The organism is Ralstonia sp. 25C, from assembly GCF_051904805.1.
Taxonomy (GTDB): domain Bacteria; phylum Pseudomonadota; class Gammaproteobacteria; order Burkholderiales; family Burkholderiaceae; genus Ralstonia.
On sequence record NZ_CP196737.1, the window covers coordinates 31,609 to 56,610 of the forward strand.

General features: G+C 63.5%; 23 protein-coding genes and 2 pseudogenes. 12 read left to right on the forward strand and 13 right to left on the reverse strand.

Annotated elements, in window-relative coordinates:
- Positions 1-165: 165 nt before the first annotated feature.
- The 12 genes and pseudogenes from ACS7SF_RS00110 to nac all read right to left on the reverse strand — a co-directional run bounded on the left by ACS7SF_RS00110 (position 166) and on the right by nac (position 10,118).
- Positions 166-1,008 carry an ABC transporter substrate-binding protein gene (locus ACS7SF_RS00110; RefSeq protein WP_439891122.1) on the reverse strand — a complete coding sequence of 281 codons (843 nt, stop codon included), beginning with the start codon at positions 1,006-1,008 and terminating at the stop codon, positions 166-168.
- Between the two features lie 77 nt (positions 1,009-1,085).
- Positions 1,086-1,820 carry an amino acid ABC transporter ATP-binding protein gene (locus tag ACS7SF_RS00115; RefSeq protein WP_439891123.1) on the reverse strand — a complete coding sequence of 245 codons (735 nt, stop codon included), beginning with the start codon at positions 1,818-1,820 and terminating at the stop codon, positions 1,086-1,088.
- Between the two features lie 20 nt (positions 1,821-1,840).
- Positions 1,841-2,587, reverse strand: coding sequence for an amino acid ABC transporter permease (locus ACS7SF_RS00120; RefSeq protein WP_439891124.1), 747 nt, complete (start codon positions 2,585-2,587; stop codon positions 1,841-1,843).
- Between the two features lie 3 nt (positions 2,588-2,590).
- On the reverse strand, positions 2,591-3,292 hold the full coding sequence (locus tag ACS7SF_RS00125) for an amino acid ABC transporter permease (RefSeq protein WP_439891125.1): 702 nt from the start codon (positions 3,290-3,292) through the stop codon (positions 2,591-2,593).
- 12 nt (positions 3,293-3,304) lie between these two features.
- Positions 3,305-4,057 carry an SDR family oxidoreductase gene (locus ACS7SF_RS00130; RefSeq protein WP_439891126.1) on the reverse strand — a complete coding sequence of 251 codons (753 nt, stop codon included), beginning with the start codon at positions 4,055-4,057 and terminating at the stop codon, positions 3,305-3,307.
- A 237-nt stretch (positions 4,058-4,294) separates the two neighbouring features.
- Positions 4,295-5,077, reverse strand: coding sequence for a LamB/YcsF family protein (locus ACS7SF_RS00135; protein ID WP_439891127.1), 783 nt, complete (start codon positions 5,075-5,077; stop codon positions 4,295-4,297).
- 12 nt (positions 5,078-5,089) lie between these two features.
- Entirely contained in the window at positions 5,090-5,518 is a 429-nt protein-coding gene (locus ACS7SF_RS00140) for an acetyl-CoA carboxylase biotin carboxyl carrier protein (protein ID WP_439891128.1), read from the reverse strand.
- Position 5,519: 1 nt separating this feature from the next.
- Positions 5,520-6,512 carry a biotin-dependent carboxyltransferase family protein gene (locus ACS7SF_RS00145; RefSeq protein ID WP_439891129.1) on the reverse strand — a complete coding sequence of 331 codons (993 nt, stop codon included), beginning with the start codon at positions 6,510-6,512 and terminating at the stop codon, positions 5,520-5,522.
- Positions 6,509-7,219: a 5-oxoprolinase subunit PxpB gene (gene pxpB, locus ACS7SF_RS00150; RefSeq protein WP_439891130.1), complete on the reverse strand. Its 711-nt coding sequence runs from the start codon at positions 7,217-7,219 to the stop codon at positions 6,509-6,511. Before pxpB ends, ACS7SF_RS00145 begins: the two co-directional genes overlap by 4 nt.
- Positions 7,219-8,587, reverse strand: a pseudogene (gene accC, locus ACS7SF_RS00155) (acetyl-CoA carboxylase biotin carboxylase subunit). Before accC ends, pxpB begins: the two are co-directional and overlap by 1 nt.
- Positions 8,588-8,604: 17 nt before the next feature.
- Positions 8,605-9,066 carry an acetyl-CoA carboxylase biotin carboxyl carrier protein gene (locus ACS7SF_RS00160; protein ID WP_439891131.1) on the reverse strand — a complete coding sequence of 154 codons (462 nt, stop codon included), beginning with the start codon at positions 9,064-9,066 and terminating at the stop codon, positions 8,605-8,607.
- Between the two features lie 98 nt (positions 9,067-9,164).
- Entirely contained in the window at positions 9,165-10,118 is a 954-nt protein-coding gene (gene nac, locus ACS7SF_RS00165) for a nitrogen assimilation transcriptional regulator NAC (RefSeq protein WP_439891132.1), read from the reverse strand.
- 177 nt (positions 10,119-10,295) lie between these two features.
- Between nac and ACS7SF_RS00170 the strand changes: the two genes are divergently transcribed.
- The 10 genes from ACS7SF_RS00170 (at position 10,296) to ACS7SF_RS00215 (ending at position 20,060) form a co-directional block, all read left to right on the forward strand.
- Complete coding sequence (locus ACS7SF_RS00170) at positions 10,296-11,504, forward strand: aspartate transaminase (protein ID WP_439891133.1); 1,209 nt, start codon at positions 10,296-10,298, stop codon at positions 11,502-11,504.
- Positions 11,505-11,535: 31 nt separating this feature from the next.
- The gene (locus ACS7SF_RS00175; RefSeq protein ID WP_439891134.1) at positions 11,536-12,210 is read left to right on the forward strand and encodes an RraA family protein; all 675 of its coding nucleotides are present in this window, start codon (positions 11,536-11,538) and stop codon (positions 12,208-12,210) included.
- Between the two features lie 63 nt (positions 12,211-12,273).
- On the forward strand, positions 12,274-13,287 hold the full coding sequence (locus tag ACS7SF_RS00180) for a 2-hydroxyacid dehydrogenase (protein ID WP_439891135.1): 1,014 nt from the start codon (positions 12,274-12,276) through the stop codon (positions 13,285-13,287).
- Between the two features lie 33 nt (positions 13,288-13,320).
- Complete coding sequence (locus ACS7SF_RS00185) at positions 13,321-13,791, forward strand: gluconokinase (protein ID WP_439891136.1); 471 nt, start codon at positions 13,321-13,323, stop codon at positions 13,789-13,791.
- Positions 13,763-14,539, forward strand: a complete 777-nt coding sequence (locus tag ACS7SF_RS00190) for a glucose 1-dehydrogenase (RefSeq protein ID WP_439891137.1) — start codon at positions 13,763-13,765, stop codon at positions 14,537-14,539. The genes ACS7SF_RS00185 and ACS7SF_RS00190 overlap by 29 nt, the downstream gene beginning before the upstream one ends.
- Positions 14,540-14,564: 25 nt before the next feature.
- On the forward strand, positions 14,565-15,599 hold the full coding sequence (locus tag ACS7SF_RS00195) for an L-idonate 5-dehydrogenase (protein WP_439891138.1): 1,035 nt from the start codon (positions 14,565-14,567) through the stop codon (positions 15,597-15,599).
- Between the two features lie 80 nt (positions 15,600-15,679).
- Complete coding sequence (locus ACS7SF_RS00200) at positions 15,680-16,810, forward strand: NAD(P) transhydrogenase subunit alpha (protein WP_439891139.1); 1,131 nt, start codon at positions 15,680-15,682, stop codon at positions 16,808-16,810.
- An 11-nt stretch (positions 16,811-16,821) separates the two neighbouring features.
- Positions 16,822-17,163, forward strand: coding sequence for an NAD(P) transhydrogenase subunit alpha (locus ACS7SF_RS00205; RefSeq protein WP_439891140.1), 342 nt, complete (start codon positions 16,822-16,824; stop codon positions 17,161-17,163).
- Between the two features lie 11 nt (positions 17,164-17,174).
- Positions 17,175-18,599, forward strand: a complete 1,425-nt coding sequence (locus tag ACS7SF_RS00210; protein ID WP_439892803.1) for an NAD(P)(+) transhydrogenase (Re/Si-specific) subunit beta — start codon at positions 17,175-17,177, stop codon at positions 18,597-18,599.
- Positions 18,600-18,953: 354 nt separating this feature from the next.
- The gene (locus ACS7SF_RS00215) at positions 18,954-20,060 is read left to right on the forward strand and encodes a porin (RefSeq protein WP_439891141.1); all 1,107 of its coding nucleotides are present in this window, start codon (positions 18,954-18,956) and stop codon (positions 20,058-20,060) included.
- Between the two features lie 111 nt (positions 20,061-20,171).
- Here ACS7SF_RS00215 and ACS7SF_RS00220 read toward each other — a convergent pair.
- Positions 20,172-20,444: pseudogene (locus tag ACS7SF_RS00220) on the reverse strand (integrase core domain-containing protein); the annotation flags it as partial.
- Positions 20,445-20,639: 195 nt separating this feature from the next.
- Here ACS7SF_RS00220 and ACS7SF_RS00225 point away from each other — a divergent pair.
- Both ACS7SF_RS00225 and ACS7SF_RS00230 read left to right on the forward strand, forming a co-directional pair.
- Positions 20,640-21,833 (forward strand): efflux RND transporter periplasmic adaptor subunit, encoded by a 1,194-nt coding sequence (locus ACS7SF_RS00225; RefSeq protein WP_439891142.1) that lies wholly within the window; start codon positions 20,640-20,642, stop codon positions 21,831-21,833.
- A gap of 14 nt (positions 21,834-21,847) precedes the next feature.
- Positions 21,848-25,000 (forward strand): efflux RND transporter permease subunit, encoded by a 3,153-nt coding sequence (locus ACS7SF_RS00230; RefSeq protein WP_439891143.1) that lies wholly within the window; start codon positions 21,848-21,850, stop codon positions 24,998-25,000.
- Positions 25,001-25,002 lie beyond the last annotated feature (2 nt).

A 25,002-nucleotide genomic window follows, 5' to 3' on the forward strand; every position in this document is an offset into this window, starting at 1 on the left:
GGGGGCAAATGGCTATACCTCGCGGTCCGGCAGTTCCGGATTCAGTGAACCTCGACAATTACCCCCCCAAAAAAAACCCCTTTTAGCCTTCGCCAAAGGGGCCAATGTCGATATCACGTTTGTTGCCGTTGGGCCGTCACTTCCAACTGAACGGCGCAGCCGCCGTTAAGGGATAGGCGTGAATTTCAGCTCGCTCAACGGAGCGACCTTGTCTTCGCGGACCATCTTGTATTCCGTACTGGGGCCGAGCCACTTGTTCCACAGCTGATTGATCTCGCCCGCCTTGTCCATGGCGAGCAACGCTTCATTGACCTTGGCCAGCAGTACCGGCTCGCCCTTCTTCATCCCCACCCCAATCGGCTGATAGATCATCGGCTCGGCAATCATCTTCAGTTCAACGCCGCCAGTCTTGGACTGTTTCACCAGCTTCGTGATCGTCATCGTGTTGGAGACGATGCCCAGCGCCTTGCCCTGCTGCACAGCCATATACGCGGAACCCGTGTCCTGGAAGGTCACCGGTTCGGAGCCGTTCATCTTGATCGAGAGTTCAGAGGTGGAACCTTTGGCCGCAGCCAGACGCTTGCCCTTGTAGTCCGCCTTGCTCGTGCCCGGGTCGCTCGCGCGCACGGCCAGCATTTCCTTGGCGAGGTAGTACGGATCGCTGAACTGGATCTGCTCAGCGCGGCTGAGTGTGTAGGCAAGGTTCGCCACCGTCACGTTGACGCGGCCCATCTTGACCTCGGGCACACGCGCCTCGACTGACAGCGGCGTGATCTTGGCAGTCACGCCCATGCGCTTGGCCAGCGCTTGACATAGGTCGACATCGAAGCCAACCATTTCGCGAGTCTTGGGGTCCGGCGCTGCAAACGGCGGCACGTCGGCAAACGTGCCGCAACGCAGTTCCTTGTTCTTTTGAATCTCCGCCCATTGATCGGCCAGAGCGGGCAAGGATGCAGCGCATAGACAAGCAAGGACGGACAGACGCGCTACGGTGGTGTGGATCGGCATGTCAGGCTCCCAATGGTTGTGTGTAATGTCGTTGTGTGGCGCAGAAACAGAGAAGCGATGAGAAGCGGCCAAACCGATCAATGCGAGCGCAGGTCGGACAGAAAGCGCTTGGCACGCGGATGCTGCGGATCGCGGAAGAACACATTCGGCTCGGCCACTTCCAGGATGGCGCCGGTGTCCATGAACCACACGCGATCGGCAACCTCGCGTGCAAAGTTCATTTCGTGGGTCACGCACATCATGGTCATGCCTTCGTTAGCGAGGCTGCGCATCACGGCCAGCACCTCGCCCACCATCTCTGGGTCCAGCGCACTGGTGGGCTCGTCGAACAGCATGGCGGGCGGCTCCATGGCCAGGGCGCGCGCAATGGCCACGCGCTGTTGCTGCCCACCGGAGAGCTGCGCGGGATAAGCGTCCGCCTTATTGGCCAACCCAACACGGTCAAGCAGTTGCATGGCCTTCTCGCGGGCTTCGGCGCGGCGAACACCGCGCACGCGCATCGGCGACATCACGATGTTCTCCAGCACCGACAGATGCGGAAACAGGTTGAAGCTCTGAAACACGAAGCCGATGCGGCTGCGTACCTTGTTGAGCGCATCGCTGCGCATCGGGGCGTGCACGTCGTCCCCGTCGAACAGGATCTGTCCGGACTTGATCTCTTCGAGCCGGTTGACCGTGCGGATCAGCGTGGACTTGCCGGAGCCGGACGGGCCGCACACCACGACAACTTCGCCCTTCTTGACCTCCGCGTTGATGTTGTTCAACGCACAGTAGTCGCCATACCACTTGCAGACATTGGAGAACTTGATCATGTCGATGCCTCAGTCATCATTCAGGGTTCTACCGGCAGCGGCTCGGGAATCTCCGCTACGGGCCCGCGGCGCTTACCCGCTCGCTTGGCTGCGATGCGGTGCTCGAGGGCACGAGCCGCACGCGTCAGGCTCCAGCACACCACGAAGTAGATGACCGCCAGCATGAAAAAGATCTGGAACGGCTTGCTGAGCAGCGCGTTGTTGATCTGGTTGGCAGCGAACGTCAGCTCCGGCACGTTGATGACGTAGCCGAGCGTAGTTTCCTTGATGGTGGACACGAACTGGGCCAGCATGCTCGGCAGCATGTTGTAGAGCGCCTGCGGCAGGATCACCACACGCATCGCACCGAGGTAGCTGTGCCCCAACGCGCGCGCCGCTTCCATCTGCCCTTTCGGGAGTGCCTCGATGCCGGCACGCACGACCTCGCTCAGATACACGCCTTCGTAGATCACCAGCGTGCAGAGCATCGTGGTAAAGCCGGAAACGTCGCGCCCGATGAGCAAGGGCACGAGAAAGTACACCCACAGAATCAACATCAGCAGCGGCACGCCGCGCACCCCATACACGAGCGCGGTGACGACCGAGCGCAGTGGTGCCCAGGTCGACAGCCGCGCCAGCGCTAGCAGCACGCTCAGAGGAAACGCCAACACAATGCCAAGCACCGACAGAATCAACGTGCACGCAATGCCGCCCAGCGGGCCGTTCGGATACTGTCCGACTAGCAACAACAGCCAGTTGTCGCGAACGATATCGATGAGGTCCAGCATGGCTTACCTCCCCGTCACAACACGGAAGCGGCGGGCCAGCCAAGCGCCCAACGCCATAATGACGAGCGAGAAGCTCAGGTACATGACCGTCGCCAGCAGATACGATTCGAACGCGCGAAAGCTTGTGTTCTCGATCTCCTTGACCGCATGCGTCATCTCCACCACGCCGATCGCCATCGCCAGGCTGCTGTTCTTGAATAGCGAAACGCTATGGTTGATCAGCGCCGGCAGCGCATTGCGCACGGCCTGCGGCATGAGTACGTAGCGCAAGGTGCCGATGAAGGTGTTGCCCAGCGCGCGCGACGCCTCTTCCTGACCCGGCGGAATCGCGCGCAGGCCCGAACGCAGGTCTTCGCAGAAGTACGCCGCCTGGCACAGGCCCAGCGCCACGATCGCAAAGATGACTTCGGAGTGGTGCTCGCCCAGCCAATCAATCGCCGGGAGCGGCAGCAACGTAGCGATACCGAAGTACCAGAACATCAATTGCACCAGCGTTGGCACGTTGCAGTGATACGAGACGTAGGCCTCGACAAAGCGCTCGGCAATCTTGCTGGGTGTCATGCGGATGCCCAGCAGCACGAAGGCCAGCACCATGGCCAGCACCCATGAACTGCCGGCAATCACCAGCGTCATCCAGACCCCCTCGATCAGCATCTTGCTGAACTCCGGGTTGTTCAGGATAACCATCAGGTTAAAGCCTTGCATGATGGGCTCCGCTCAGTCTTGCGACGGTTCCGGGCGCATCGTGGAGAGGCCGCCGGGCACCTGCAGCGTCGGCGTAATTTCCATGTGGCCGATATTCACGGCGACGGGGGCAGCGATGGCAAACGCGATGGCATCGGCAATGTCGGCGGCCTGTGGCAGCTCAAAGCCCTTGACGAAGCGCTCATAAGTTTCGGCGCTGTCGCCGTGTACATGGGCAAAGATGTCAGTAGCGACACGGCCCGGGCAGATTTCGGTGACACGCACGCGCTTGCCATAGGCATCGATGCGCAATTGCCGTGACAGCATGTGGACCGCCGCCTTGGTGGCGTGGTACGTGGAGTTGCCGCCAAAGTTGTACGCACCGGCAATCGAGCTGATGTTGACGATGTGGCCGCGATCCCGCGCCACCATGCCCGGCAACACCAGCCGACAAAGATGCAGGACTGCACGCAGGTTCACGTCCACCAGCAGGTCGATGCCCTGCGCATCTGCCTTGAGCAGCGAGCCGGGGCGGTCCACACCGGCGTTGTTGACGAGGATGTCGAACGCGATCTCGCTGGTCAGCGCGGTGATGCCGTCCAGGTCCGTTACGTCAATCGCGTGGGGAATGCATCCGGTACGTTCCGCCAGTTTGGCCAACGCATCGGCGCTGCGTGCCAAGGCATGGACCTGCACGCCTTCGCGGCTCAAACGTTCAACGACAGCGGCACCAATGCCCGAAGAGGCGCCAGTGACCAGAGCGGTTTTGTAGTCTGCAAATGACATGGTTGTCCTGTGCGGTAACGTGCTTTCAATGTATCGACCACCCGCGTTGCACGCCAAGATGGAATGTCTTTGGCGTAATAGGCCGGGCTTATGTCGGGGTAACCCTTAGAACCTGTCCATGGTCCTGCTGCGCGATCCGATCTTGGCCCTGCGAATGCTCACGTACCCATGTACGGTTGTGTTTCTCGGGCCAACCTCGGACCGCTCGCTACGGACCATGAACAGGTTCTTAGAAACTTACAGCGCGGTAGAAAACCCGAGCTGCTGCGAGATCGGCACGATGCGCCCACCGAGTGATTCGATCTCCGCTCGCAAGCGCTGCGTCGTTGCCACGGCACCGGGCGTATCGCCATGGACCAAAATCGAGCGCGGCTGCAATGCCAGAACGTTCCCGGAGTGCGTCACGATCGTGCCCTCCGTCAGCAGGCGTCGCACGCGGGCGAGCACCTGTTCTTCGTCGTGAATGACGGCACTGGGCTGGCCGCGGCTCACGAGCAAGCCCTGATCGTCATAGGCGCGATCGGCCAGAAAGCTGACGCCGATGGGCAACCCAAGTTCAGCCGCCGCGCCTTCGATCGCCCGGCTGGGGGAAGTGCTGATGATGATGTTGGGGTCGAACGCCGCAATCGCCTTGAGCAGCGGCGTTGCCCAGGCAGGATCAGCCGCCGCCCGGTTGCCGAGCGCACCATGAAAGCTCATGTGCGTCATCCGGCGACCATGCGCGCGGGCAATGCCTGCCAGGGCGCCCAACTGGTACGTGATCATCGCCGCAAGATCGTCCATGTCGACCTGCATGAACCGCCGCCCGAACCCCTGCTTGTCTGGAAAGCCCACGTGGGCACCGATATCTACGCCGCGCTCGATCGCCACACGAACGGTGCGATCCATGATCAGCGGGTCTCCGGCGTGAAACCCGCAGGCGATGTTGGCCGACGAGATGAGCGACATCATCGCTTCGTCGTCACCCATGCACCAGGGTCCGTAGCCCTCGCCCAGATCGGCGTTGAGATCGATTTCCATGTCAACTCCTGATCAAGGTGTACTTAGTACGGCAAGCGAAGTGCCCCAGCCCACCACGGTGCCGTCGGGCACCGGCATGTCCTGCACCACCGCATCGCATGGCGCAGTGACGGGCAACAGCAACGGACCGATCTGCAGCAGACCCAACGGCTGAGATGTGGCGACAGGCGCCCCCACTTCTACCAGCGGCGCCGTTTTCTGGGGGTGCTGGCGGAGAAACACGCCAACAGAGCTGGCACGCACGACTTCCGACGACTCGGCAACGACAGGGGCTGCGGGCGCGACTGCGGGTGCAACAGTCACCGGCTCTGCCATGATCTGCGGGGCCATCGTGGGCGCATTGTGCAAGAGGAGATGGAGGCCCGGCCCTTGCAGCTCGAACTCCGTGATGTCGGTCTGCGCCACCCAGGTACAGATCTGGCGGATGTGTTCGATCTCCATCTCAACGCCCTCCTGCTGCGGCGTGCAGGTCGATCAGGCGCCGCACATCGGCCAGCCACGCCTCGACTTCGGCCAGCGCGGCCACAGCTTCATCCCATGTGGTTTCAATAAAGCGCACCTGACTGCCGATTGGCGCCTGGCCAAGGCGCCACAAGTCCGCCTCGATCACGGTGCCGAACTTCGGGTAGCCGCCCGACGGCTGCGCTTCGCGCATCTGCACGATGGGCTGCCCGCTGGGCGGCACCTGGATCACGCCGGGCACAATGCCGTGCGAGCGCATCTCGATGGGTTCGCGCGGCGCCAGCGTGGGGCCGGCAAGGCGGAATCCATAACGATCGCTCTGCGGGGTGACTTTCCAAGGCTGCGACCAGAAACTCTGCTGTGATGCCTCGGTGTAGCAACCATATTCCGCCGCGGGCAGCACGCGCATGGCCGGCAGCTCGTCCACAGTCAACGGCAAGCCCAACGCTGGCGGCACCAGCCCAACGCCAGTGCCCCCTGCTGCCCCATTCAGCCCCGGCGCGCCGGCTTGCAGCACATCGCCTCGCTTCAGCGCACGCCCATCCAGGCCGCCGAACGCGCCGCGCAATTGCGTACTGCGTGAGCCAAGTGCCAGCGGCACATCCACGCCGCCCGCCAAGCACAGGTAAGCGCGACAGGCGGGCACAGGGCCACGCTGTGGCACGTTCAGACGCAGCGTCTGCCCTGCGCGCGCTTCATGCACCCACCAAGGCAGCAGTGGACGGTCATCCAGTTGCGCACCGCAATCCGCACCGGTCAGGGCAAAGCGGCAGTCCTGCGTAAAACGCACCTGGAACGGGAACACCTGCACCTCGATGCCCGCGGCGCCTTCGTCGTTGCCCAGCAGGAGATTGCCGGCGGCCAGCGCAAGCGTGTCCATGGCGCCGGACGTCCCCACACCCCAACGGAGCGCGCCCTGGCGCCCCAGATCCTGCACCGTGGCCAGTGCGCTGGCGGAAAGGACCTCGATCATCGGATCACCTTCTCGACACGGAAGCGCAGCACATCGCCGGGCTGCAGCAAGGCAGGCGGGTTTCGGTTCGGGTCGAAGAAACACATCTCGGAGCTGCCGATTGTGTTCCACCCGCTCGGCCCATCCGAGGCGGATACGCCGGTCTGCGAGCCGCCAATCGACACGGCGCCACCCGGAATGCTCAGCACCGGCACCTTGCGCCGCGGCGTGGCAATGCGTGGGTCCATCCCGCCGAGGTAGCAGTAGCCGGGGTGGCTGCCGAGCGCAAAGACGTGGTAATCCGGCGCGCTGTGACGCTCGACAATCTCGTCGACCGACAAGCCGGTGTGGTTCACGACATCAGCCATATGGGGGCCGAAGTCTCCGCCGTAGACTACCGGCAGCTCAACGAGCCGCCCTTCGCGCGCCAGCGGCGTCGCGACCTGCCAGGCCTCATGCAGGCGCGACTCGACCTGCGCCAGGTCCAGCGGCGGACGCACAAAGGTCAGCATCAGGTTGTTCATGCCGGGCACCGCCTCGTGCACCTCCGGCCAGCTCTCGGCCTCCAGCGCGAGCGACCACAGCCGTTGCTGCGTGAGTAGGCTTATCTCGCCCGGCACATCGAACAGCAAGGCCGTCGTGCCCAGCAGGCTGATGTGCTCCGTCTCTGTGGTCATGCTTGCCATGCTGCAATGTGTCTCGTGTTCTGCGTCAATTGGCTGTTCCATCAAGCGGCTTCTTTCTGCTGACCGGCGCGTGCGTGCAGCCAGCGTTCCAGGTGGTGGATGTTCAACTCCACCCGCTTCAAAAGCGGCGTCCTGCACGATCTCTCGGTGCAGCGGCAGGTTGGTGGCAATGCCGTCCACCTGCATCTCATCCAGTGCCAGGCGCATGCGCTGCAATGCGTCCTCGCGGCTCGCGCCATGCACGATGAGCTTGGCGATCATCGAGTCGTAGTGAGACGGCACGCGGTAGCCGGCACCGGCATGGGTGTCCACGCGCACGCCGTAGCCGCCCGGCAATTGCAAACGGGTAATCACGCCAGGCGACGGCATGAACGTATTCGGGTGCTCGGCATTGATGCGGCACTCCAGCGCGTGGCCCTGGCAGACAATGTCGTCTTGCCGCAGCGAGAGCGGCTCGCCGCGCGCCACGCGAATCTGCTGCTGAACGATGTCGATGCCCGAAGTCATCTCCGTGACCGGGTGCTCGACCTGCAGGCGGGTGTTCATCTCGATGAAGTAGAACGCGCCGTTCTCGTACAGAAACTCGAAGGTCCCCACACCGCAATAGCCGATCTGCCGGCACGCTGCGGCACAACGCTCGCCCACCTCGGCAATCAGCACTGGATCGATCCCCGGCGCCGGGGCTTCCTCCAGCACCTTCTGGTGCCGGCGTTGCAGCGAGCAATCCCGGCTGCCCAGCCACACGGCATGGCCGTAGCGATCCGCCAGCACCTGGATCTCGACGTGGCGCGGGTGCGTCAGGAACTTCTCGATATAGACCTCGGGGTTGCCGAACGCGCGGCGCGCTTCTTCACGCGTCAGCACCAGCGCATCCGTCAGGGCCGAGGCATCGTGCACCACGCGCATGCCGCGCCCGCCGCCCCCACCCGCTGCCTTGACGATCACAGGGAAACCAATCTTGTGCGCAATCGCCAGCACGGCTTGCGGATCGTCGGGCAGAGACGTATCGGGCCCCGGCACGCATGGCACACCGGCTTCGCGCATGGCTCGCTTGGCGCTGACTTTGTCACCCATGGTGCGGATGCACGCTGCGCTGGGGCCGATGAACGTGAGCCCGGCATCGGCCACGCGCTGTACAAAGCCGGCATTTTCCGAGAGGAATCCATAGCCGGGGTGAATGGCCTGCGCGCCGCTCACACACGCCGCGGCAAGCAGCGCCGCCTGATTCAGGTAGCTGGCACTGGGCGATGCCGAACCAATGCAGAGCGCTTGGTCTGCCTGCCGCACGTAGACGGCATCCTGATCGGCCTCCGAATACACGGCCACCGTGCGCAACCCGAGCCCGCGACAGGCACGCTGGATGCGCAAGGCGATTTCTCCGCGGTTGGCAATGAGCACTGTGTCGAACATGACGAAACCCCTGTGGCTCACGCAAATCGGATCAACGGCTGTCCGGAGTCGACTTCCGCCCCGGACTGGACCAGCAAGGCCTCTACGGTGCCGTCGCTTTCCGCAACGACCGCGTTGAAGACCTTCATAGCTTCGATCACACACACAGTCTGGCCGGCCTGCACGGCCTGGCCCGGCTGCACGAACGCCGGCTCGCCCGGCGCCGGCTGCAGGTGCACGATGCCAAACAGCGGCGCCAGCAATTCGCGCCGCGGTGGCGTGGCAGAAACCGGTTTCGACGATGGCGACGGAGCTTGATGCACTAGCGCCGGCTGCATGCGATTCAAGCGGTCCGGCAACGGCGCAACATCGCCATCACGCTGCGCGGCGAACTTGTCCCGCACGAGCCGTAGAACCCATCCCTGATGGCTGAAGCTCATCTCGGCAAGATCTGAGGCCGCCATGGCATCGATGAGCTGCTTGATCTGAGAGAGGTCCATGTGTGTCCACGGGATGCTGTTGTGGACACAGTATCGACCTCGGCCGCTCAGCGCCAAGACGGTTTGTCTTTGCCCCGATAGGCGCCGCTTATGACGCGTTATGACGCTTCGTGCGGCTCCGCTTGGTGGTCCACCGCGTCGCCCGGCAGCAGGTTGCCTGACAGTCCGGCCACAAGTTCCAGCAGGATTTCCTTGATGGCCTGGGCCGGCTCGGACAACGGCTGATGCCCGGATTGACACAGTGCCAGCGGCGCCTCAATCACCGGATCGATGATCCGACACTGCCAGGCGTCGCAAGACGTTGCCACCTCCTTGGCCATGGAGGCGGGCAGGATGGTCGCGCCCAGGCCGTCGGCAACGATGGCCTTGAGCGTGCCGGCCGATTCAATTTCCGCCGATACCTTAGGCACCATGCCGATGGCGCTGAATGCCTCGTCCACCAGTCTGCGCACCACGTTGTAGGGGCGCGCGAGGTATAGGTCGATCTCGCCGAGCATAGACAGCGGCACTTCTTCCGGCGGCGCCGGCATGCTGGTCGGGCCAACAACATAGAGCTGCTCGCGCAGCAGCGGCAGGAATGACAGCCCGTGCACCACCGCATTTCCGCCATACAGCACCGCCATGTCCATGCGGCCGTTCATGATGAGCTCAGACAGCGTACTACCATAGGTTTCGTTCAGGTACAGCACGATCCCGGGGTGGCGCGCACGCACGGCGCGCAGCAGTGGCAACGCCAGTGCCGAGGCTGCCGTACCCGGCGCCAGCCCCACCGACACCGCGCCCGACAACCCCTGCCCGGCCGCCTTCATCTCCACCTTGGCCTGATCGACCTGGCGCAGGATGGCCTGAGCATGCCGGTACAGCACCTTGCCCGCCTCGGTCGGCACCACGCCCTGCTTGGTGCGCAGCAGCAACTGCTGCCGCACCTCGCCTTCGAGCGTCGCCATCTGTTGGCTCAGCGATGGCTGCGCCACGTGCAGCAGATCGGCGGCCTGGGTCACGCTGCCCACATCGACGATCTTGACGAAGTACCTGAGTCGTCTGAAGTTCAAGTGATCTCCTCGGTGCGCGGGGCACATCGCCCTCTTCTCATACGCAAAAGCTTAGGCCGAGAGCAAGTTCTATACCTATAGGTGTTTCCTATCTAGACATATTGGAGTCGTCTTGGTCTTCGCAGATGGCCGGGTCTAATGTTGCGCATACCTTCCACCCACGCAGCAAGGACTCTTGTGACCACGTCCCGCATTGCCGCCCGCGTTCGACGCATCAAATCTTCGCCCAGCACGTCCGCCGCGGACCGCGCGAACGAACTGCGCCGTCAGGGCAAGTCCATCGTGAACCTCGTCGTCGGCGAGCCCGATTTCGATACGCCTGCGCACATCCGGCAGGCCGCCGCGCAGGCCATCGAAAAAGGCGCAACGCGATACACGCTCATGGCAGGCACGGTCGAGTTGCGTCAGGCCATCGTCGACAAACTGGCGCGCGAGAACGACCTGCACTACGCGATGAACGAGATCATCGCCACCAACGGTGCGAAGAGCGCAATCTACAGCGCACTGGCCATCACGCTGGAAGCGGGCGACGAGGTGCTGATCCCCGCGCCGTACTGGGTCTCGTACCCCGACATGGTGCTGGCCTGCGACGGGACACCCATCACGCTGCCCTGCCCGGAAAGCGCTGGGTTCAAGCTGACGCCGGCCCAGTTGGAAGCGGCCATCACCCCACGCACCCGGTGGTTGTTGCTCAATTCACCGAGCAACCCGACCGGCGCAAGCTATACGGCAGACGAGTACCGTGCGCTGGCCGCTGTACTGGCGCGCCACCCCAACGTGCTGGTGATGACGGACGACATCTACGAGCACATCCGCTTCGATACGGTGCGCACGCCGCACCTTCTCAATGCAGCGCCCGAGTTGCGTGACCGCACGCTGGCCATCAACGGCGTGTCCAAGACCTACGCCATGACGGGTTGGCGCATCGGCTGGGTCGCCGGCCCGCGTGACCTGATCCAGGCGCTCGACACCTTCCTCTCGCAATCGGCCGGCAACTGCTGCTCGGTCAGCCAGGCCGCCGCTGCCGCTGCGCTCAATGGCGACCAGCGCTTCGTCAACGAAAGCGTGGCTGTATACAAGCAGCGCCGCGATGCCACGCTGGCCCGCATCAATGCCATCCCGGGACTCACCTGCCGCGTACCGGATGGCGCCTTCTACCTCTACGTGAACTGCGCCGGCCTGATCGGCAAGACCACGCCCGACGGCAAGACGCTCGATACCGACAGCGATGTCGTCATGTATCTGCTAGAGCGTGAGGGTGTGGCGATCGTCGCCGGCACGGCCTATGGCCTGTCACCGTACTTCCGTCTGTCGATCGCCACCGCGCTGGAAACCTTGGAAGAAGGCTGCCGACGCATCGAGCGCGCGGTCCTCGCCCTCTCCTGAATACCAAGCCCCTGAGACACACGAGACATCGATGAGCACCTACAAAGCCATTCGCAAGATCCCGTCCTTTCCTCAGTTGGACGCCAACCTGATTGCCGCCCTGCGCGAATTGCCCGTGGCCGCCATCAGCGACAACATGCACCGCAACGCGGGCACGGGCAGCCTGCAGCCGTTCCACAAACCGGTGCCGACCACCATGGCCGGCACAGCTGTGACGGCACGCTCGCGCGGAGGCGACAACCTGACCTACCTGCGCGCACTGGAGTTCTGCCGCCCCGGCGATGTGCTCGTCATCGATGCCGGCGGCGACCTGCAGAACGCTGTGGTCGGCGGCATCCTCACCTACTATGCGGCGCGCATTGGGCTGGCCGGCGTAGTCATCGACGGTGCGGTGCGCGATGTGGCGGAACTGCGCGAACGCGAGTTTCCCGTCTATGCACGGGGCGTCACCCATCGCGGCCCGTACAAGGACGGCCCGGGCGAGATCAACGTGCCGATCTCGGTGGGCGGCATGGTCGTGAACCCTGGCGACGTGGTGGTAGGCGATCAGGACGGCCTGCTTGCCATCCCGCCTGACGACGTACCGTACCTGATCGACAAGGCGCGCGCCGTGCTCGCCACCGAGGCCGAGACGATTCGCGCCATGACGGAAGGCCGCTGGGACCGCAGCTTCATCGATGCACTGGAAGCGCGCTGCAACAACTGACACCACGCGTTTCGCTTCAGCACCACACCACAACACCCATAACACGCATATTTGGAGACTTGCATGCGGCCTTCCGTCCTTATCACCCGGGCGACCTTTCCGGACATTGCCGACCGCCTGCGCGCGCACTTCGACGTGACCGATAACCCGTCGGACACTATCCTGAGCCCGCAAGAACTGATCGCACGGATGCAAGGCAAGCAAGGCGTGATGAGCACCGGCAGCGAGCGCATTGATGCAGCGTTGCTCGATGCGTGCCCCGAGCTGAAGGCAGTGTGCAACGTGGGTGTGGGCTACAACAATGTCGACGTGGCGGCCTGCACGGCGCGCGGCGTGGTGGTGACCAACACCCCCGATGTGCTCACGCAGACCACGGCCGACTTCGGCTTTGCGCTGATGCTCGCCACCGCGCGGCGCATTACGGAATCTGAACGCTTTGTCCGGCGCGGCGAATGGCAGAAGACCGGCATCTACAACCAGATGCTCGGCGGCGACATCTACGGGGCGACCCTGGGCATCCTTGGCATGGGACGCATCGGCCAGGCCATTGCTCGCCGTGCCGCGCTGGGGTTCGAGATGCAGGTGATTTATCACAACCGCTCGCCGCTGGATGCGGAAACCGAAGCCCGCGCGCATGCCCGCTATGTCGACAAGGGCACACTGCTGCGCGAAGCTGACCATCTCATCCTGGTGCTGCCCTACTCGCCTGAAGCTCATCACACAATTGGCGCCACCGAGCTTGCCCAGATGAAGCCGAGCGCCACGCTCACCAACATCGCGCGGGGTGGCATCGTCGACGATGCGGCGTTGGCGCAGGCCCTGCGCCAGGGCACGATTGCGGCGGCCGGGCTCGATGTCTTTGAAGGCGAGCCGCGCATCCACCCGGATCTGCTGACGCTCGATAACATCGTGTTGACGCCGCACATCGGCAGCGCGTCGGTCAACACGCGCCGCGCCATGGCCGCCCTCACCGTCGACAACCTGATCGCAGCGCTCGGGTATGGGCCGCAGGCCGGCCTGCCGCTGACGCCGGTGAATCCGCAGGTGCTGGAATCACTGCAGCCGCTGCAGCAATAGGCCGACCACAAAGACCCCGTGATGCACAACGTCATGCCGATCCACAAGGTCATGGTGATGGGCGTTGCCGGCTGCGGCAAATCCACACTGGCTGCACGTCTGGCGACAGCGCTGGATGCCGAATGGATCGAGGCAGACGACGACACCATCGACGCCGGCACCGCACTAGCCGCGGCGCCGGGCAACGCCGTACTCGCGTGCCCGGCTCTGAAGCGCAGTGACCGCGAGCGGTTGCGCACCACCGTGCCGCAGATTCGCATCGTGTATGTGGACATCACGCTTTCCGATGCCATCGCACGGGTGTCTGCGCGCGGGCGGCAATCGCTTCCGCCAAGCCTGGTGCTGAGCCAGTTCGCCATCCTCGAGACGCCGGCCGGAGAGCCGGGCGTCCTTCTGATTCCGGCCGATCAGCCGGTCGATACCCAGGTCCAGCGGGTGCTACGCTGGATCTCCGAAGACATTTCGAGACAGGACAATGACGCCATCCAACCTGAACCTGTTTGACCTGAGCGGCCGCACGGCCCTGATCACCGGTGCCAGCAGCGGCATCGGGCTTGCACTGGCCGGCGGGCTGGCCCGCGCCGGTGCGCGCGTCGTCCTGAACGCCCGTGGACAAGAGAAGCTCACCCCAGCCGCTGACAACCTGCGTGCACAAGGCGCCGACGTGCATACGGCCGCATTTGATGTGACCGACAGCGCGGCCGTCACCGAAGGCATTGCCCGGGTGGAAGCGGAGCTTGGCCCCATCGACATCCTCGTCAACAACGCCGGCATGCAACGCCGCGCGCCGCTGGAGCAGTTCGAGACGGCGCAATGGCACGAGCTGATGAAGACCAACGTCGACAGCGTGTTCCTCGTTGGGCAGGCCGTCGCGCGCCACATGATCCCGCGCGGGCGCGGCAAGATCATCAACATCTGCTCGGTGCAGAGCGAGCTGGGGCGTCCCGGCATTGCCCCCTACACGGCCAGCAAAGGCGCCGTGAAGATGCTGACCAAGGGCATGGCGATCGACTGGGGCCCGCACGGCCTACAGGTCAACGGCCTGGGCCCGGGCTACTTCAAAACGGAGCTGACGCAGGCGCTGGTGGCCAATGCTGAGTTCACGGCCTGGCTCGTGGGCCGCACGCCATCTCGCCGTTGGGGCGATGTGGAAGACCTTGTCGGTGCGGCGGTCTTTCTCTCCAGCAAGGCCTCGGACTTCGTCAACGGCCACATCCTCTATGTCGATGGCGGCGTGACTGCCACCCTCTAACGGACGGAAACAGCAAGGAACCATCATGGACGCTCTCGTCATTCACGCCGCCAACGACCTGCGCATCGAAGACGTCGCCACCCCCGAGGTGCTGCCGAACCAGATGCGCGTGCACGTGCGCTACGGCGGCATCTGCGGCTCAGACCTGCACTACTACAACCACGGCGGCTTCGGCACCGTGCGCGTGACCGAGCCGATGGTGCTCGGCCATGAGATCGCCGGCCGCGTTGAAGAGATCGGGCAAAACGTACACCGGCATGCCACCGGCGACCGGATTGCCGTCAGCCCAAGTCGGCCGTGTGGCCAATGCGAGTACTGCCAGCAAGGCTTGCAGAACCATTGCCTGGACATGCGCTATTACGGCAGCGCGATGCGCACGCCACACATACAAGGCGCCTTCCGCCGCGAGATCGTCATCGACGAAAGCCAGGCCCATCGTCTTGCCGATTCTGTGAGTGACCAGGAAGGCGCGATGGCCGAGCCGTTGTCGGTGGCTCTGCATGCCGTGCGCCGCGCCGGCCCACTGCTGGGCAAGCGCGTGCTGGTGACGGGCTGCGGCCCCATTGGCGCGTTGATCATCGTGGCAGCACGGCGTGCCGGCGCGGCCGAGATCATCGTCACGGACATGGGTGCGTATCCGCTACGGGCAGCGCGCAAGGTGGGGGCCGACGTAACCATCAACATGACGGAGCAACCCGACGGACTCACGCCCTATACCGCCGACAAGGGGCAGATTGACGTGCTGTTCGAGGCCAGCGGCAACGAGCGCGCGCTGCGTGGTGCCCTCGATGCGCTGCGCCCGCGCAGCATCATCGTGCAGATTGGCCTGGGCGGCGAGATGACGCTGCCCATCAACGCCATCGTCGCCAAGGAATTTGAGCTGCGCGGTGCGTTCCGCTTCCACGAAGAATTCGCCATGGCGGTGGACCTTCTTAACAAGGGGCTGGTCGATGTCAAGCCGCTGATTTCCGCCACCGTGCCGTATCGCAACGCGGCCCACGGGTTCGCCCTGGCAGGCGACCGGTCACAGGCGATGAAAGTCCTGCTGGATTTTCAATGAGATTGCGCGGGATGTACCGGATGGTCCGGATAGGCCAACACCACCGGCGCTGACCACGCGCGCCTTTCCTGGAGATTTGCATGTTCATTGGCATTCCGCTGCAAACCGCGGAGGGCGAGACACGTGTCGCCCTCACGCCGGAGACAGCAAAGAAACTGAAGGCGCAAGGCCATACGCTGCGCGTGCAAGCAGGCGCAGGCTGGCGTGCGTCGATTCCTGATCACGCCTATGAGGCTGCAGGCTGCGAACTGACGGACGCAGCCGGTGCACTCGGCGCCGATCTGGTGCTGACCGTGCGCCCACCCGCACAAGATGCGTTGGCGCTGATGAAGCCGGATGCCGTGGTGATCGGCATGCTGGACCCCCACGACAAAGCGGGACTATCGCAGTTGGCAGCGGCTCGCCTGACAGGGTTCGCACTCGAAGCCGCGCCGCGCACTACGCGGGCACAGAGCATGGACGTGCTGTCGTCGCAGGCCAACATCGCCGGCTACAAGGCTGTGATGATGGCGGCGGATCGCTATCAGCGCTTCTTCCCGATGCTCATGACGGCGGCGGGCACCGTCAAGGCCGCGCGCGTCGTGATCCTGGGGGTCGGCGTGGCGGGCCTGCAGTCCATCGCCACTGCCAAGCGCCTTGGCGCGGTGGTGGAAGCGTCGGACGTGCGCCCGTCCGTCAAGGAACAGGTCGAGTCGTTAGGCGCGAAGTTCATCGACGTGCCGTACCAAACCGCCGAAGAAAAAGAGGCTGCCGAGGGCGTGGGCGGCTATGCACGCCCCATGCCCGCATCATGGCTGGCACGCCAGAAGGTGGAAGTCGCCAAGCGCGTGGCCCAGGCCGATGTGGTGATCTCGACCGCGCTGATTCCCGGCCGCCCCGCCCCGGTGCTCATCACCGAAGAGATGGTGCAGGCCATGAAGCCCGGCTCACTGATCATCGACATCGCTGCAGGCAAGGGCGCGGAGGGCGTGAGCGGCAACTGCGCACTCACCGAAGCCGGAAAGACGGTCGTCAAGCACGGCGTGCACATCGTCGGCGAAACTAACCTGCCCGGCATGGTGGCCGCAGATGCGTCGGCGCTCTATGCGCGCAACGTGCTGGAGTTCCTGAAGCTGATCGTGAACAAGGACGGCGCGCTCGCCATTGATGAAAGCGATGACATCGTCGCCGCCTGCCTCGTCACGCGGGGCGGCACGGTACTGAGAACCTGAGGAGAAACACCATGGAAGTGGTCTCGCACACCATTGTCAGTCTCACCACGTTCGTGCTGGCCGTGTATGTCGGCTATCACGTCGTATGGAACGTCACACCGGCCCTGCACACGCCGCTAATGGCGGTCACCAACGCCATCTCGGCCATCGTCATCGTGGGCGCCATGCTGGCCGCCGCGCTGACCGAGACGGTGCCCGGGAAGATCATTGGCGTGCTGGCGGTCGCACTTGCGGCGGTGAACGTCTTCGGCGGATTCCTCGTCACGCGGCGGATGCTGGAGATGTTCAAGAAGAAGGACAAGAAGCCTGTGGCTTCCGCCTCAACGACACACACGAGCGGAGGGGCGAAGTGAACCTGCATCTCATCAGCCTCGACGTGGTCACCCTACTCTACCTCGTCGCCAGTGTGTTCTTCATTCAGGCACTCAAGGGCCTGAGCCATCCAACCACATCGATTCGCGGCAACCGGTTCGGCATGGCCGGCATGACGATTGCCGTGCTCACCACCGCCGCGTTGATCCTCAAGCTTGCCGACGGCAATGCACTCGGCCTCGGCTATGTGCTGCTCGGGCTGGTGATCGGCGGCGGCGTGGGTGCGCTCATGGCCCAGCGCGTCGAGATGACGAAGATGCCCGAACTGGTGGCCTTCATGCACAGCATGATCGGGCTGGCGGCTGTGTTCATTGCCATGGCTGCCGTAGGCGAACCGTATGCGTTTGGGATTGCCGCCAAGGGCGCGTCGATCCCGACCGGCAATCGGCTGGAACTCTTCCTGGGTGCGGCAATTGGCGCGATCACGTTCTCGGGGTCGGTCATTGCCTTCGGCAAGCTATCGGGCCGGTACAAGTTCCGCTTGTTCCAAGGGGCGCCGGTGCGGTTCGCGGGCCAGCATCTGCTTAACCTCGTCTTAGGCGTGACGACCATCAGTGTGGGTGCGGCCTTCATGGCCACGGAAAGCTGGCCGGCTTTTGGCGCGATGCTCGCGCTCGCCTTTGTGATGGGCGTGCTGATCATCATCCCGATTGGCGGCGCCGACATGCCGGTGGTGGTCTCGATGCTCAACAGCTACTCGGGCTGGGCGGCCGCAGGCATCGGCTTCAGCCTGAACAACAGCATGCTGATCATTGCCGGCTCGCTGGTGGGCAGCTCGGGTGCGATCCTGAGCTACATCATGTGCAAGGCCATGAACCGCTCGTTCTTCAGCGTGATCCTGGGTGGCTTTGGCGGCGCGGCAACCGATGTGCAAGCAGGCGCGGTCCAACAACGCAGCGTCAAGAGCGGCAGCGCCGACGATGCGGCCTTCATCCTCGGCAATGCGGAGACGGTGGTGATCGTGCCAGGCTACGGGCTGGCCGTGGCACGCGCCCAACACGCGGTGAAAGAGCTGGCCGAGAAACTCACGCACAAGGGCGTCACCGTAAAGTACGCGATCCACCCGGTGGCGGGCCGCATGCCCGGCCACATGAACGTGCTGCTTGCCGAGGCAGAAGTGCCCTACGACCAGGTCTTCGAAATGGAAGACATCAACAGCGAATTCGGGCAGGCTGATGTGGCCATCGTGCTGGGCGCCAATGATGTGGTGAACCCCGCCGCGCAGCAGAAAGGCAGCCCCATCTACGGCATGCCGATTCTGGAGGCCTACAAGGCGAAGACGATCATCGTGAACAAGCGCTCGATGGCTTCCGGCTATGCAGGCCTGGACAACGAGCTGTTCTATCTGGACAAGACCATGATGGTATTTGGCGACGCAAAGAAGATCGTCGAAGACATGGGCAAGGCCATGGAGTGAGCGAAAGACCGCCACCGCGCACTGTCATAAGCCAGACACTATTGCCCCATAGGCAAGTCGTCTTGGTTGAAAAAGCGTGCCAGCGTCTAATCTCAATCAAGCCTGCTGTTGGAGTGTTCCTCAAGAGAAGACGCAACACACGGCCTGCCGTTCTTTTGCACACCACCGCTGAGTTGACACCGCGCGTCTCGGATTGAGCCAGATCCGGACGCGCAACTCGGCCCCCAGCCTCCACCCAACCTGGCCAGACAAACGCGCACCGCAGCCACCCTTTCCACAAGGCGGCTGGGAAGGGACTCGTGCGTCCGGCGACTGAGCAACACAAGCCAACTTGCACACTGAAAGGGAGCCACAATGAAAAGATCGCTTATGACGGTCGCTGTTCTTGGAACCATCTCTGCCACAGCACACGCACAAAGTAGCGTCACGCTGTACGGCCTCATCGATGTGGGCATCCGCTACAACACGCACCAGAATGCCGCCGGTAATAGCAAGATCGGCATGGGCAATGGCGGCCTGCTATCAGGCAGCCGTTGGGGTCTGATGGGCAATGAAGACTTGGGCGGCGGCAACAAGGCGTTCTTCCAGCTCGAGTCCGGCTTCACACCCGGCACGGGTTCCACGCAGCAATCTACCCCATCCGGCACCCCTCGCCTGTTCGGCCGCACCGCAGTGGTGGGGCTCTCATCGCAGACCTACGGCGAGATCGCGCTGGGCCGCCAGTACACGCTCGTCCACGAGATGGTGTACACGCACGACATCTATGCGCTGTCGAACTACGTCGGCACCGTGGGTTTCCAGGGCGCAGGGTTGACCGGCGGCGGCCGACTCGACAACACGGTGCGCTATACCTCGCCGAGCTTTGGCGGCTTCACCGTCAAGGGCGCATACACCTTTGGCGAAACGGCGGGTGACACCAAGCACAACTCATCTCCGGCGGTAGCGGCGTCGTATGACAATGGGCCGCTCAGCGTCGGGGCCGCTTTCCAGATCATCAACAACATCGGCGGGCTGACGCCCGCCACAACGGCGTACGGCAGCACGTACTTCGGCATCACGATTCCGGACAGCACGCAGAAGGTCTTCACCATCGGTGCCACCTACAAGCTGGGCAATACCAAGCTGTACGCGTCGTACATCTACAGCAATGTCTACCCGGCAAACTACCGCAACGATTCGTTCTCCGTTGCAGTGAGCTATCCGCTCACGGCCGCGCTCGATCTGAAGCTCCCCGTCTATGTGGATCGCGTCAAGCATGCCGGCCAGAGCGGCACGCGCATTACCGGTGGCCCGTTGCTCGACTACAACCTCAGCAAGCGCACGGACGTCTATGCAGGCGTCGACTACACCAGGCTCACCGGTGCATGGACGACGCTAGCCGGTACACCGGGGTTCACGCTGCCGATCAGCGGACGGAACTCGGTGTTCGAGGCCACGGTGGGCCTGCGGCATAAGTTCTGACGAGACAACGCCCAGAACATGGCATGGCGCTGCATAGGCGCCATGTCCATTGACCTACTCCCGGTTTTAGTACGAAGCGCACGTAGAGTCCGAGGTTAAAAACGCCTTCTGCTAATGCCCCTGCGCAAACTGCGCCGGGGTCAGATAGACGAGCGAGCTTTGGGGCCGCTCGGTGTTGTACTCGATACGCCATTCCTCAATCGGCTGCCTGGCTTGGCGCATTGAGACAAACCAGTGCTCGTTCACACACTCATCGCGGAACCGCCCGTTGAAGCTCTCGATGTAGGCGCTCTCTACTGGCTTGCCCGGCCGGATGAACAATAGCGTGACACCCGCCTCGTAGGCCCAATCGTCCAGCACCTTACCAACGAACTCCGGACCGTTAACGGATGGCGGCACGCAGGTCCAGCACGCGAGGTGCAGCAATCTACGACGGCGACATAGCCGAACCGACGGTATCCACCCCGTTGCTCCGTCGCCGCCAGTTCCTTGACTCTTTGAAAATCGAAACATACTATACTGAACCGTTCAGTTTAGATTTGTGGTTTCGATTTCGCGCCCTCTCGTCCAGGAACTGCCATGCGCTCCATGTCACCCGCCGTGCCCCCGCTTCTCGCCGCGCTAGCGGCGGCGTCTCTCCTTGCTGCCTGCGGCAAGCCGCCAGGTGGCCCGCCCCCGGCAGAAGGCACGCCAACCATGGGCGTGATGACCGTGCAGGCGCAACGCGTGGCACTCAATACAGAGTTGCCCGGCCGCACCGTTCCGTTTCTGATTGCCGATGTGCGGCCGCAGGTCAACGGCATCATCAAGGCACGCAAGTTCCGCGAAGGCAGTGACGTCAAGGCGGGCGAGCCGCTCTACCAGATCGACCCCGCCACTTACCAGGCAACGTACGACAGCAATGTGGCCGCGCTAGCCAAAGCGCAGGCCAACCTCAAGACCACGCGCCTGAAAGCCGAGCGCTACAAGGAGCTCGTGGCCATCCAGGCCGTCAGCCAGCAGGACTACGACGATGCCGCAGCCGCACTGGCCCAGGGCGAAGCCGATGTGGCAGCTGCCCGCGCCAACGTAGAGACCAGTCGCATCAACCTGGCTTATGCCCGCGTGGATGCGCCCATCTCCGGGCGCATCGGAAAATCGAGCGTGACGCCCGGCGCCCTTGTGACAGCCAACCAGACCACCGCGATGGCCACGATTCAGCAACTCGACCCCATCTACGTTGATGTGACGCAGCCCAGCGCCGCACTGCTGCGCCTGAAGCAGGCCATGGCGCGAGGCGACCTTCAGAAGGCTGGCGCCAATGCGGCCACAGTGCGGTTGCAGCTGGAAGACGGCAGCACCTATCCGCTGGAAGGCAAGCTCGAGTTTTCCGATGTCACGGTCGACCAGAACACCGGCTCGGTGACGCTGCGCGCCGTGTTCCCCAACCCGAATGCCGTGCTGCTTCCTGGCATGTACGTGCGTGCGGTGCTGGCCGAAGGCGTAAAGGATGAGGCCGTGCTCGTACCACAGCAAGCCGTGGCACGCGACAGCACCGGCAAGCCCTTCGCCTATGTGGTGGGAGTCGACCACAAGCTGCAGCGGCGTTCTCTGGAAACCGACCGCACCGTCGGCGACCAATGGCTCGTACGTACCGGCCTGCGCGTGGGCGATCAAGTCGTGGTGGACGGTCTGCCGCGTGCTGTGCCTGGCGCGGAGGTCAAGACAACGCCGTGGACAACGAAGGCGCTCACACCGTCGACCACTAAGCCGGCGACCGTGGCCGCCAACTGATCCGGGACACCACCATGGCACGCTTCTTTATCGACCGCCCCATCTTTGCGTGGGTGTTGGCCATCATCGTGATGCTGGTGGGTGCGATAGCCATCGCCACGTTGCCCATCGCTCAGTATCCGAGCATCGCCCCGCCGGCCGTATCCATCACGGCCACATACCCGGGGGCGTCGGCCAAAACGCTGGAAGACACCGTCACCCAGATCATCGAGCAAAAGATGAAGGGGCTGGACCACCTAAGTTATATGGCGTCCACCAGCGAGTCTTCTGGCACCGCCACCATTACGCTGACGTTCGAAAACGGCACCGACCCGGATACCGCGCAGGTGCAGGTGCAGAACAAGCTCGCGCTGGCCACGCCGCTGTTGCCGCAGGAGGTGCAACAGCAAGGTGTGCAGGTCGCAAAATCCGCCACGAACTTCCTGAACGTGCTGGCCTTCACTTCAGAAGACGGCAGCATGAACGGTTCCGACCTGTCCGACTATGTGGCCGCCAACGTGCAGGACGCCATCAGCCGGGTGGAGGGTGTGGGTGACACGACGCTGTTCGGCTCGCAGTACGCCATGCGCATCTGGCTGGACCCCCACAAGCTCTCCAACTTCAGTTTGACGCCGCTGGATGTAAAGAACGCCATCCAAACGCAAAACGCGCAAATCTCCGCCGGCCAACTGGGTGCCATGCCGGCATCGGCGGGCCAGCAGATCAACGCGACCATCACCTCGCAAACACGCCTCAAGACTGTCGAAGAATTCGGCAGCATCCTGCTGCGCACGCAGACCGATGGCTCGCAGGTGCGCCTGCGTGACGTCGCCCGTATTGAGTTGGGCAGCGAGAACTACAACACGGTCGGGCGCTACAACGGCAAGCCGGCCGCCGGGCTGGCGATCAAGCTGGCGACGGGCGCCAACGCACTCGATACCGTCAAGGCGGTCGACGCCCGCGTGACCGAACTTGAGCGCTTCTTCCCGCCAGGCATGAAAGTGCAAAAGCCGTACGACACCACGCCATTCGTCCGTATCTCGATTGAAGAGGTGGTGCGCACACTGGTTGAGGCGATCGTGCTGGTGTTCCTGGTGATGTATCTGTTCCTGCAGAACTTTCGCGCTACGCTGATCCCGACCATCGCGGTGCCGGTGGTGTTGCTGGGCACGTTTGGCGTGCTGGCTGCCTGCGGTTTCACCATCAACACGCTGACCATGTTTGCCATGGTGCTGGCGATTGGTTTGCTGGTCGACGATGCCATCGTGGTGGTGGAGAACGTCGAGCGTGTGATGAGTGAGGAAGGCCTCTCGCCCAAGGAAGCGACGCGCAAGTCGATGGGCCAGATCACGGGTGCACTGGTCGGCGTTGCCCTCGTGCTGGCTGCGGTGTTCGTGCCGATGGCGTTCTTCAAGGGCTCGACCGGCGTGATCTACCGGCAGTTCTCGATCACCATCGTGTCGGCGATGACGCTGTCGGTACTGGTGGCACTGGTGCTCACGCCAGCCCTGTGTGCCACCCTGCTCAAGCCCGTTGAGAAAGGCCACGCTCAGGCCACCACCGGATTCTTCGGCTGGTTCAACCGGACCTTCGACCGCGGCAATCAGCGTTATCAGGGCATCGTGCGTCACATGCTCGGCAAGGGCTGGCGCTACATGGTGCTCTACGGTGCGTTGTTCGCCATGGTGGTGTTCGGCTTCATGAAGCTACCGGTCGGCTTCCTGCCGGATGAAGACCAGGGCACGCTGTTCGTCCTGGCGCAACTGCCTCCGGGCGCCACCAACGCGCGCACCGAAGACGTACTGCGCCAAGTGGAACACCACTTCTTGGTGGAACAGAAGGAAGCGGTTTCGGGCGTGTTCTCCGTGGCGGGTTTCAGCTTTGCCGGCAGCGGCCAGAACATGGGCTTTGCCTTCGTCAAGCTGCGCCCGTGGAACGAGCGCAAGGGCGAGGCGCTCAGCGTCAACGGTGTCGTGGGCAAGGCGTTCGGCTTCTTTGCCACCCTGCGCGATGCCCGGGTGTTCGCCTTTGCGCCGCCCGCCGTGGCAGAACTGGGCAACGCCACTGGCTTTGACCTGATGCTGCAAGACCGAGCCAACCTCGGCCACGACGCGCTGATGCAGGCCCGTAACCAGCTGCTCGACACGCTATCCAAAGACCAGCGCCTGGTGGCCGTGCGCCCCAACGGGCAGGAAGACACGCCCGAGTTTCAGCTGAAGATCGATGCGCACAAGGCTGAAACGCTCGGTGTCTCGATCTCCGACATCAACACTACCCTCGCCACGGCTTGGGGCAGTAGCTACGTGAACGACTTCATCGACCGGGGCCGCGTCAAGAAGGTCATGCTGCAGGCCGATGCGCCCTTCCGCATGAACCCGGGCGACATCGACAAGTGGTACGTGCGCAATAGTGCCGGCACCATGGTCCCGTTCACGGCGTTCGCCAAGGTCGACTGGACGTCTGGCTCCCCGCGCCTGGAGCGCTACAACGGCGTGCCGTCCATGGAAATCCTGGGGATGGGCATGCCGGGCAAAGCCTCCAGCGGCGAAGCACTGGCCATCGTCGAAGATGCCGTCGCCAAGCTGCCGGCAGGCATCGGCTATGCTTGGACCGGCCTCTCGATGCAGGAGAAGGCCTCCACTGGACAAACCACCCTGCTCTACACGCTGTCGATCCTCATCGTGTTCCTGTGTCTAGCCGCGCTGTACGAAAGCTGGGCGATCCCCTTCTCGGTGATCATGGTGGTGCCGCTGGGCGTGTTCGGTGCGTTGCTGGGAGCCGTACTCACCTGGAAGATGAACGACGTGTATTTCCAGGTGGGCCTGCTGACCACCATTGGCCTGGCATGCAAGAACGCGATCCTGATCGTTGAATTCGCCAAGGAGCTCAACGAGCACGGCAAGAGCCTGATCGATGCCGCCATGGCCGCGGTGCGCATGCGCCTGAGACCCATTCTGATGACGTCCCTGGCGTTCATCCTCGGTGTCGTGCCGATGGTGACGGGCACGGGTGCCGGCGCCGGTGCACAGCACGCGCTCGGTGTCGCTGTCATCGGCGGCATGGTGTCGGGCACTGTGCTCGCAATCTTCTTCGTGCCGCTGTTTTTTGTGCTTGTGCGCGGGCTGTTCAAGCGCAAATCGGCCACGGCGCCAGTTCGTGTCCAACCTACCGACGCCGCTGCCTCGTAAGG

Bases quoted from the DNA above. Each gene is read 5' to 3' on its own strand.
- ACS7SF_RS00110 (WP_439891122.1), bottom strand. From the start codon at position 1,008: ATGCCGATCCACACCACCGTAGCGCGTCTGTCCGTCCTTGCTTGTCTA.
- ACS7SF_RS00115 (WP_439891123.1), bottom strand. From the start codon at position 1,820: ATGATCAAGTTCTCCAATGTCTGCAAGTGGTATGGCGACTACTGTGCG.
- ACS7SF_RS00120 (WP_439891124.1), bottom strand. From the start codon at position 2,587: ATGCTGGACCTCATCGATATCGTTCGCGACAACTGGCTGTTGTTGCTA.
- ACS7SF_RS00125 (WP_439891125.1), bottom strand. From the start codon at position 3,292: ATGCAAGGCTTTAACCTGATGGTTATCCTGAACAACCCGGAGTTCAGC.
- ACS7SF_RS00130 (WP_439891126.1), bottom strand. From the start codon at position 4,057: ATGTCATTTGCAGACTACAAAACCGCTCTGGTCACTGGCGCCTCTTCG.
- ACS7SF_RS00135 (WP_439891127.1), bottom strand. From the start codon at position 5,077: ATGGAAATCGATCTCAACGCCGATCTGGGCGAGGGCTACGGACCCTGG.
- ACS7SF_RS00140 (WP_439891128.1), bottom strand. From the start codon at position 5,518: ATGGAGATCGAACACATCCGCCAGATCTGTACCTGGGTGGCGCAGACC.
- ACS7SF_RS00145 (WP_439891129.1), bottom strand. From the start codon at position 6,512: ATGATCGAGGTCCTTTCCGCCAGCGCACTGGCCACGGTGCAGGATCTG.
- pxpB (WP_439891130.1), bottom strand. From the start codon at position 7,219: ATGGAACAGCCAATTGACGCAGAACACGAGACACATTGCAGCATGGCA.
- ACS7SF_RS00160 (WP_439891131.1), bottom strand. From the start codon at position 9,066: ATGGACCTCTCTCAGATCAAGCAGCTCATCGATGCCATGGCGGCCTCA.
- ACS7SF_RS00175 (WP_439891134.1), top strand. From the start codon at position 11,536: ATGAGCACCTACAAAGCCATTCGCAAGATCCCGTCCTTTCCTCAGTTG.
- ACS7SF_RS00180 (WP_439891135.1), top strand. From the start codon at position 12,274: ATGCGGCCTTCCGTCCTTATCACCCGGGCGACCTTTCCGGACATTGCC.
- ACS7SF_RS00185 (WP_439891136.1), top strand. From the start codon at position 13,321: ATGCCGATCCACAAGGTCATGGTGATGGGCGTTGCCGGCTGCGGCAAA.
- ACS7SF_RS00190 (WP_439891137.1), top strand. From the start codon at position 13,763: ATGACGCCATCCAACCTGAACCTGTTTGACCTGAGCGGCCGCACGGCC.
- ACS7SF_RS00195 (WP_439891138.1), top strand. From the start codon at position 14,565: ATGGACGCTCTCGTCATTCACGCCGCCAACGACCTGCGCATCGAAGAC.
- ACS7SF_RS00200 (WP_439891139.1), top strand. From the start codon at position 15,680: ATGTTCATTGGCATTCCGCTGCAAACCGCGGAGGGCGAGACACGTGTC.
- ACS7SF_RS00205 (WP_439891140.1), top strand. From the start codon at position 16,822: ATGGAAGTGGTCTCGCACACCATTGTCAGTCTCACCACGTTCGTGCTG.
- ACS7SF_RS00215 (WP_439891141.1), top strand. From the start codon at position 18,954: ATGAAAAGATCGCTTATGACGGTCGCTGTTCTTGGAACCATCTCTGCC.
- ACS7SF_RS00225 (WP_439891142.1), top strand. From the start codon at position 20,640: ATGCGCTCCATGTCACCCGCCGTGCCCCCGCTTCTCGCCGCGCTAGCG.
- ACS7SF_RS00230 (WP_439891143.1), top strand. From the start codon at position 21,848: ATGGCACGCTTCTTTATCGACCGCCCCATCTTTGCGTGGGTGTTGGCC.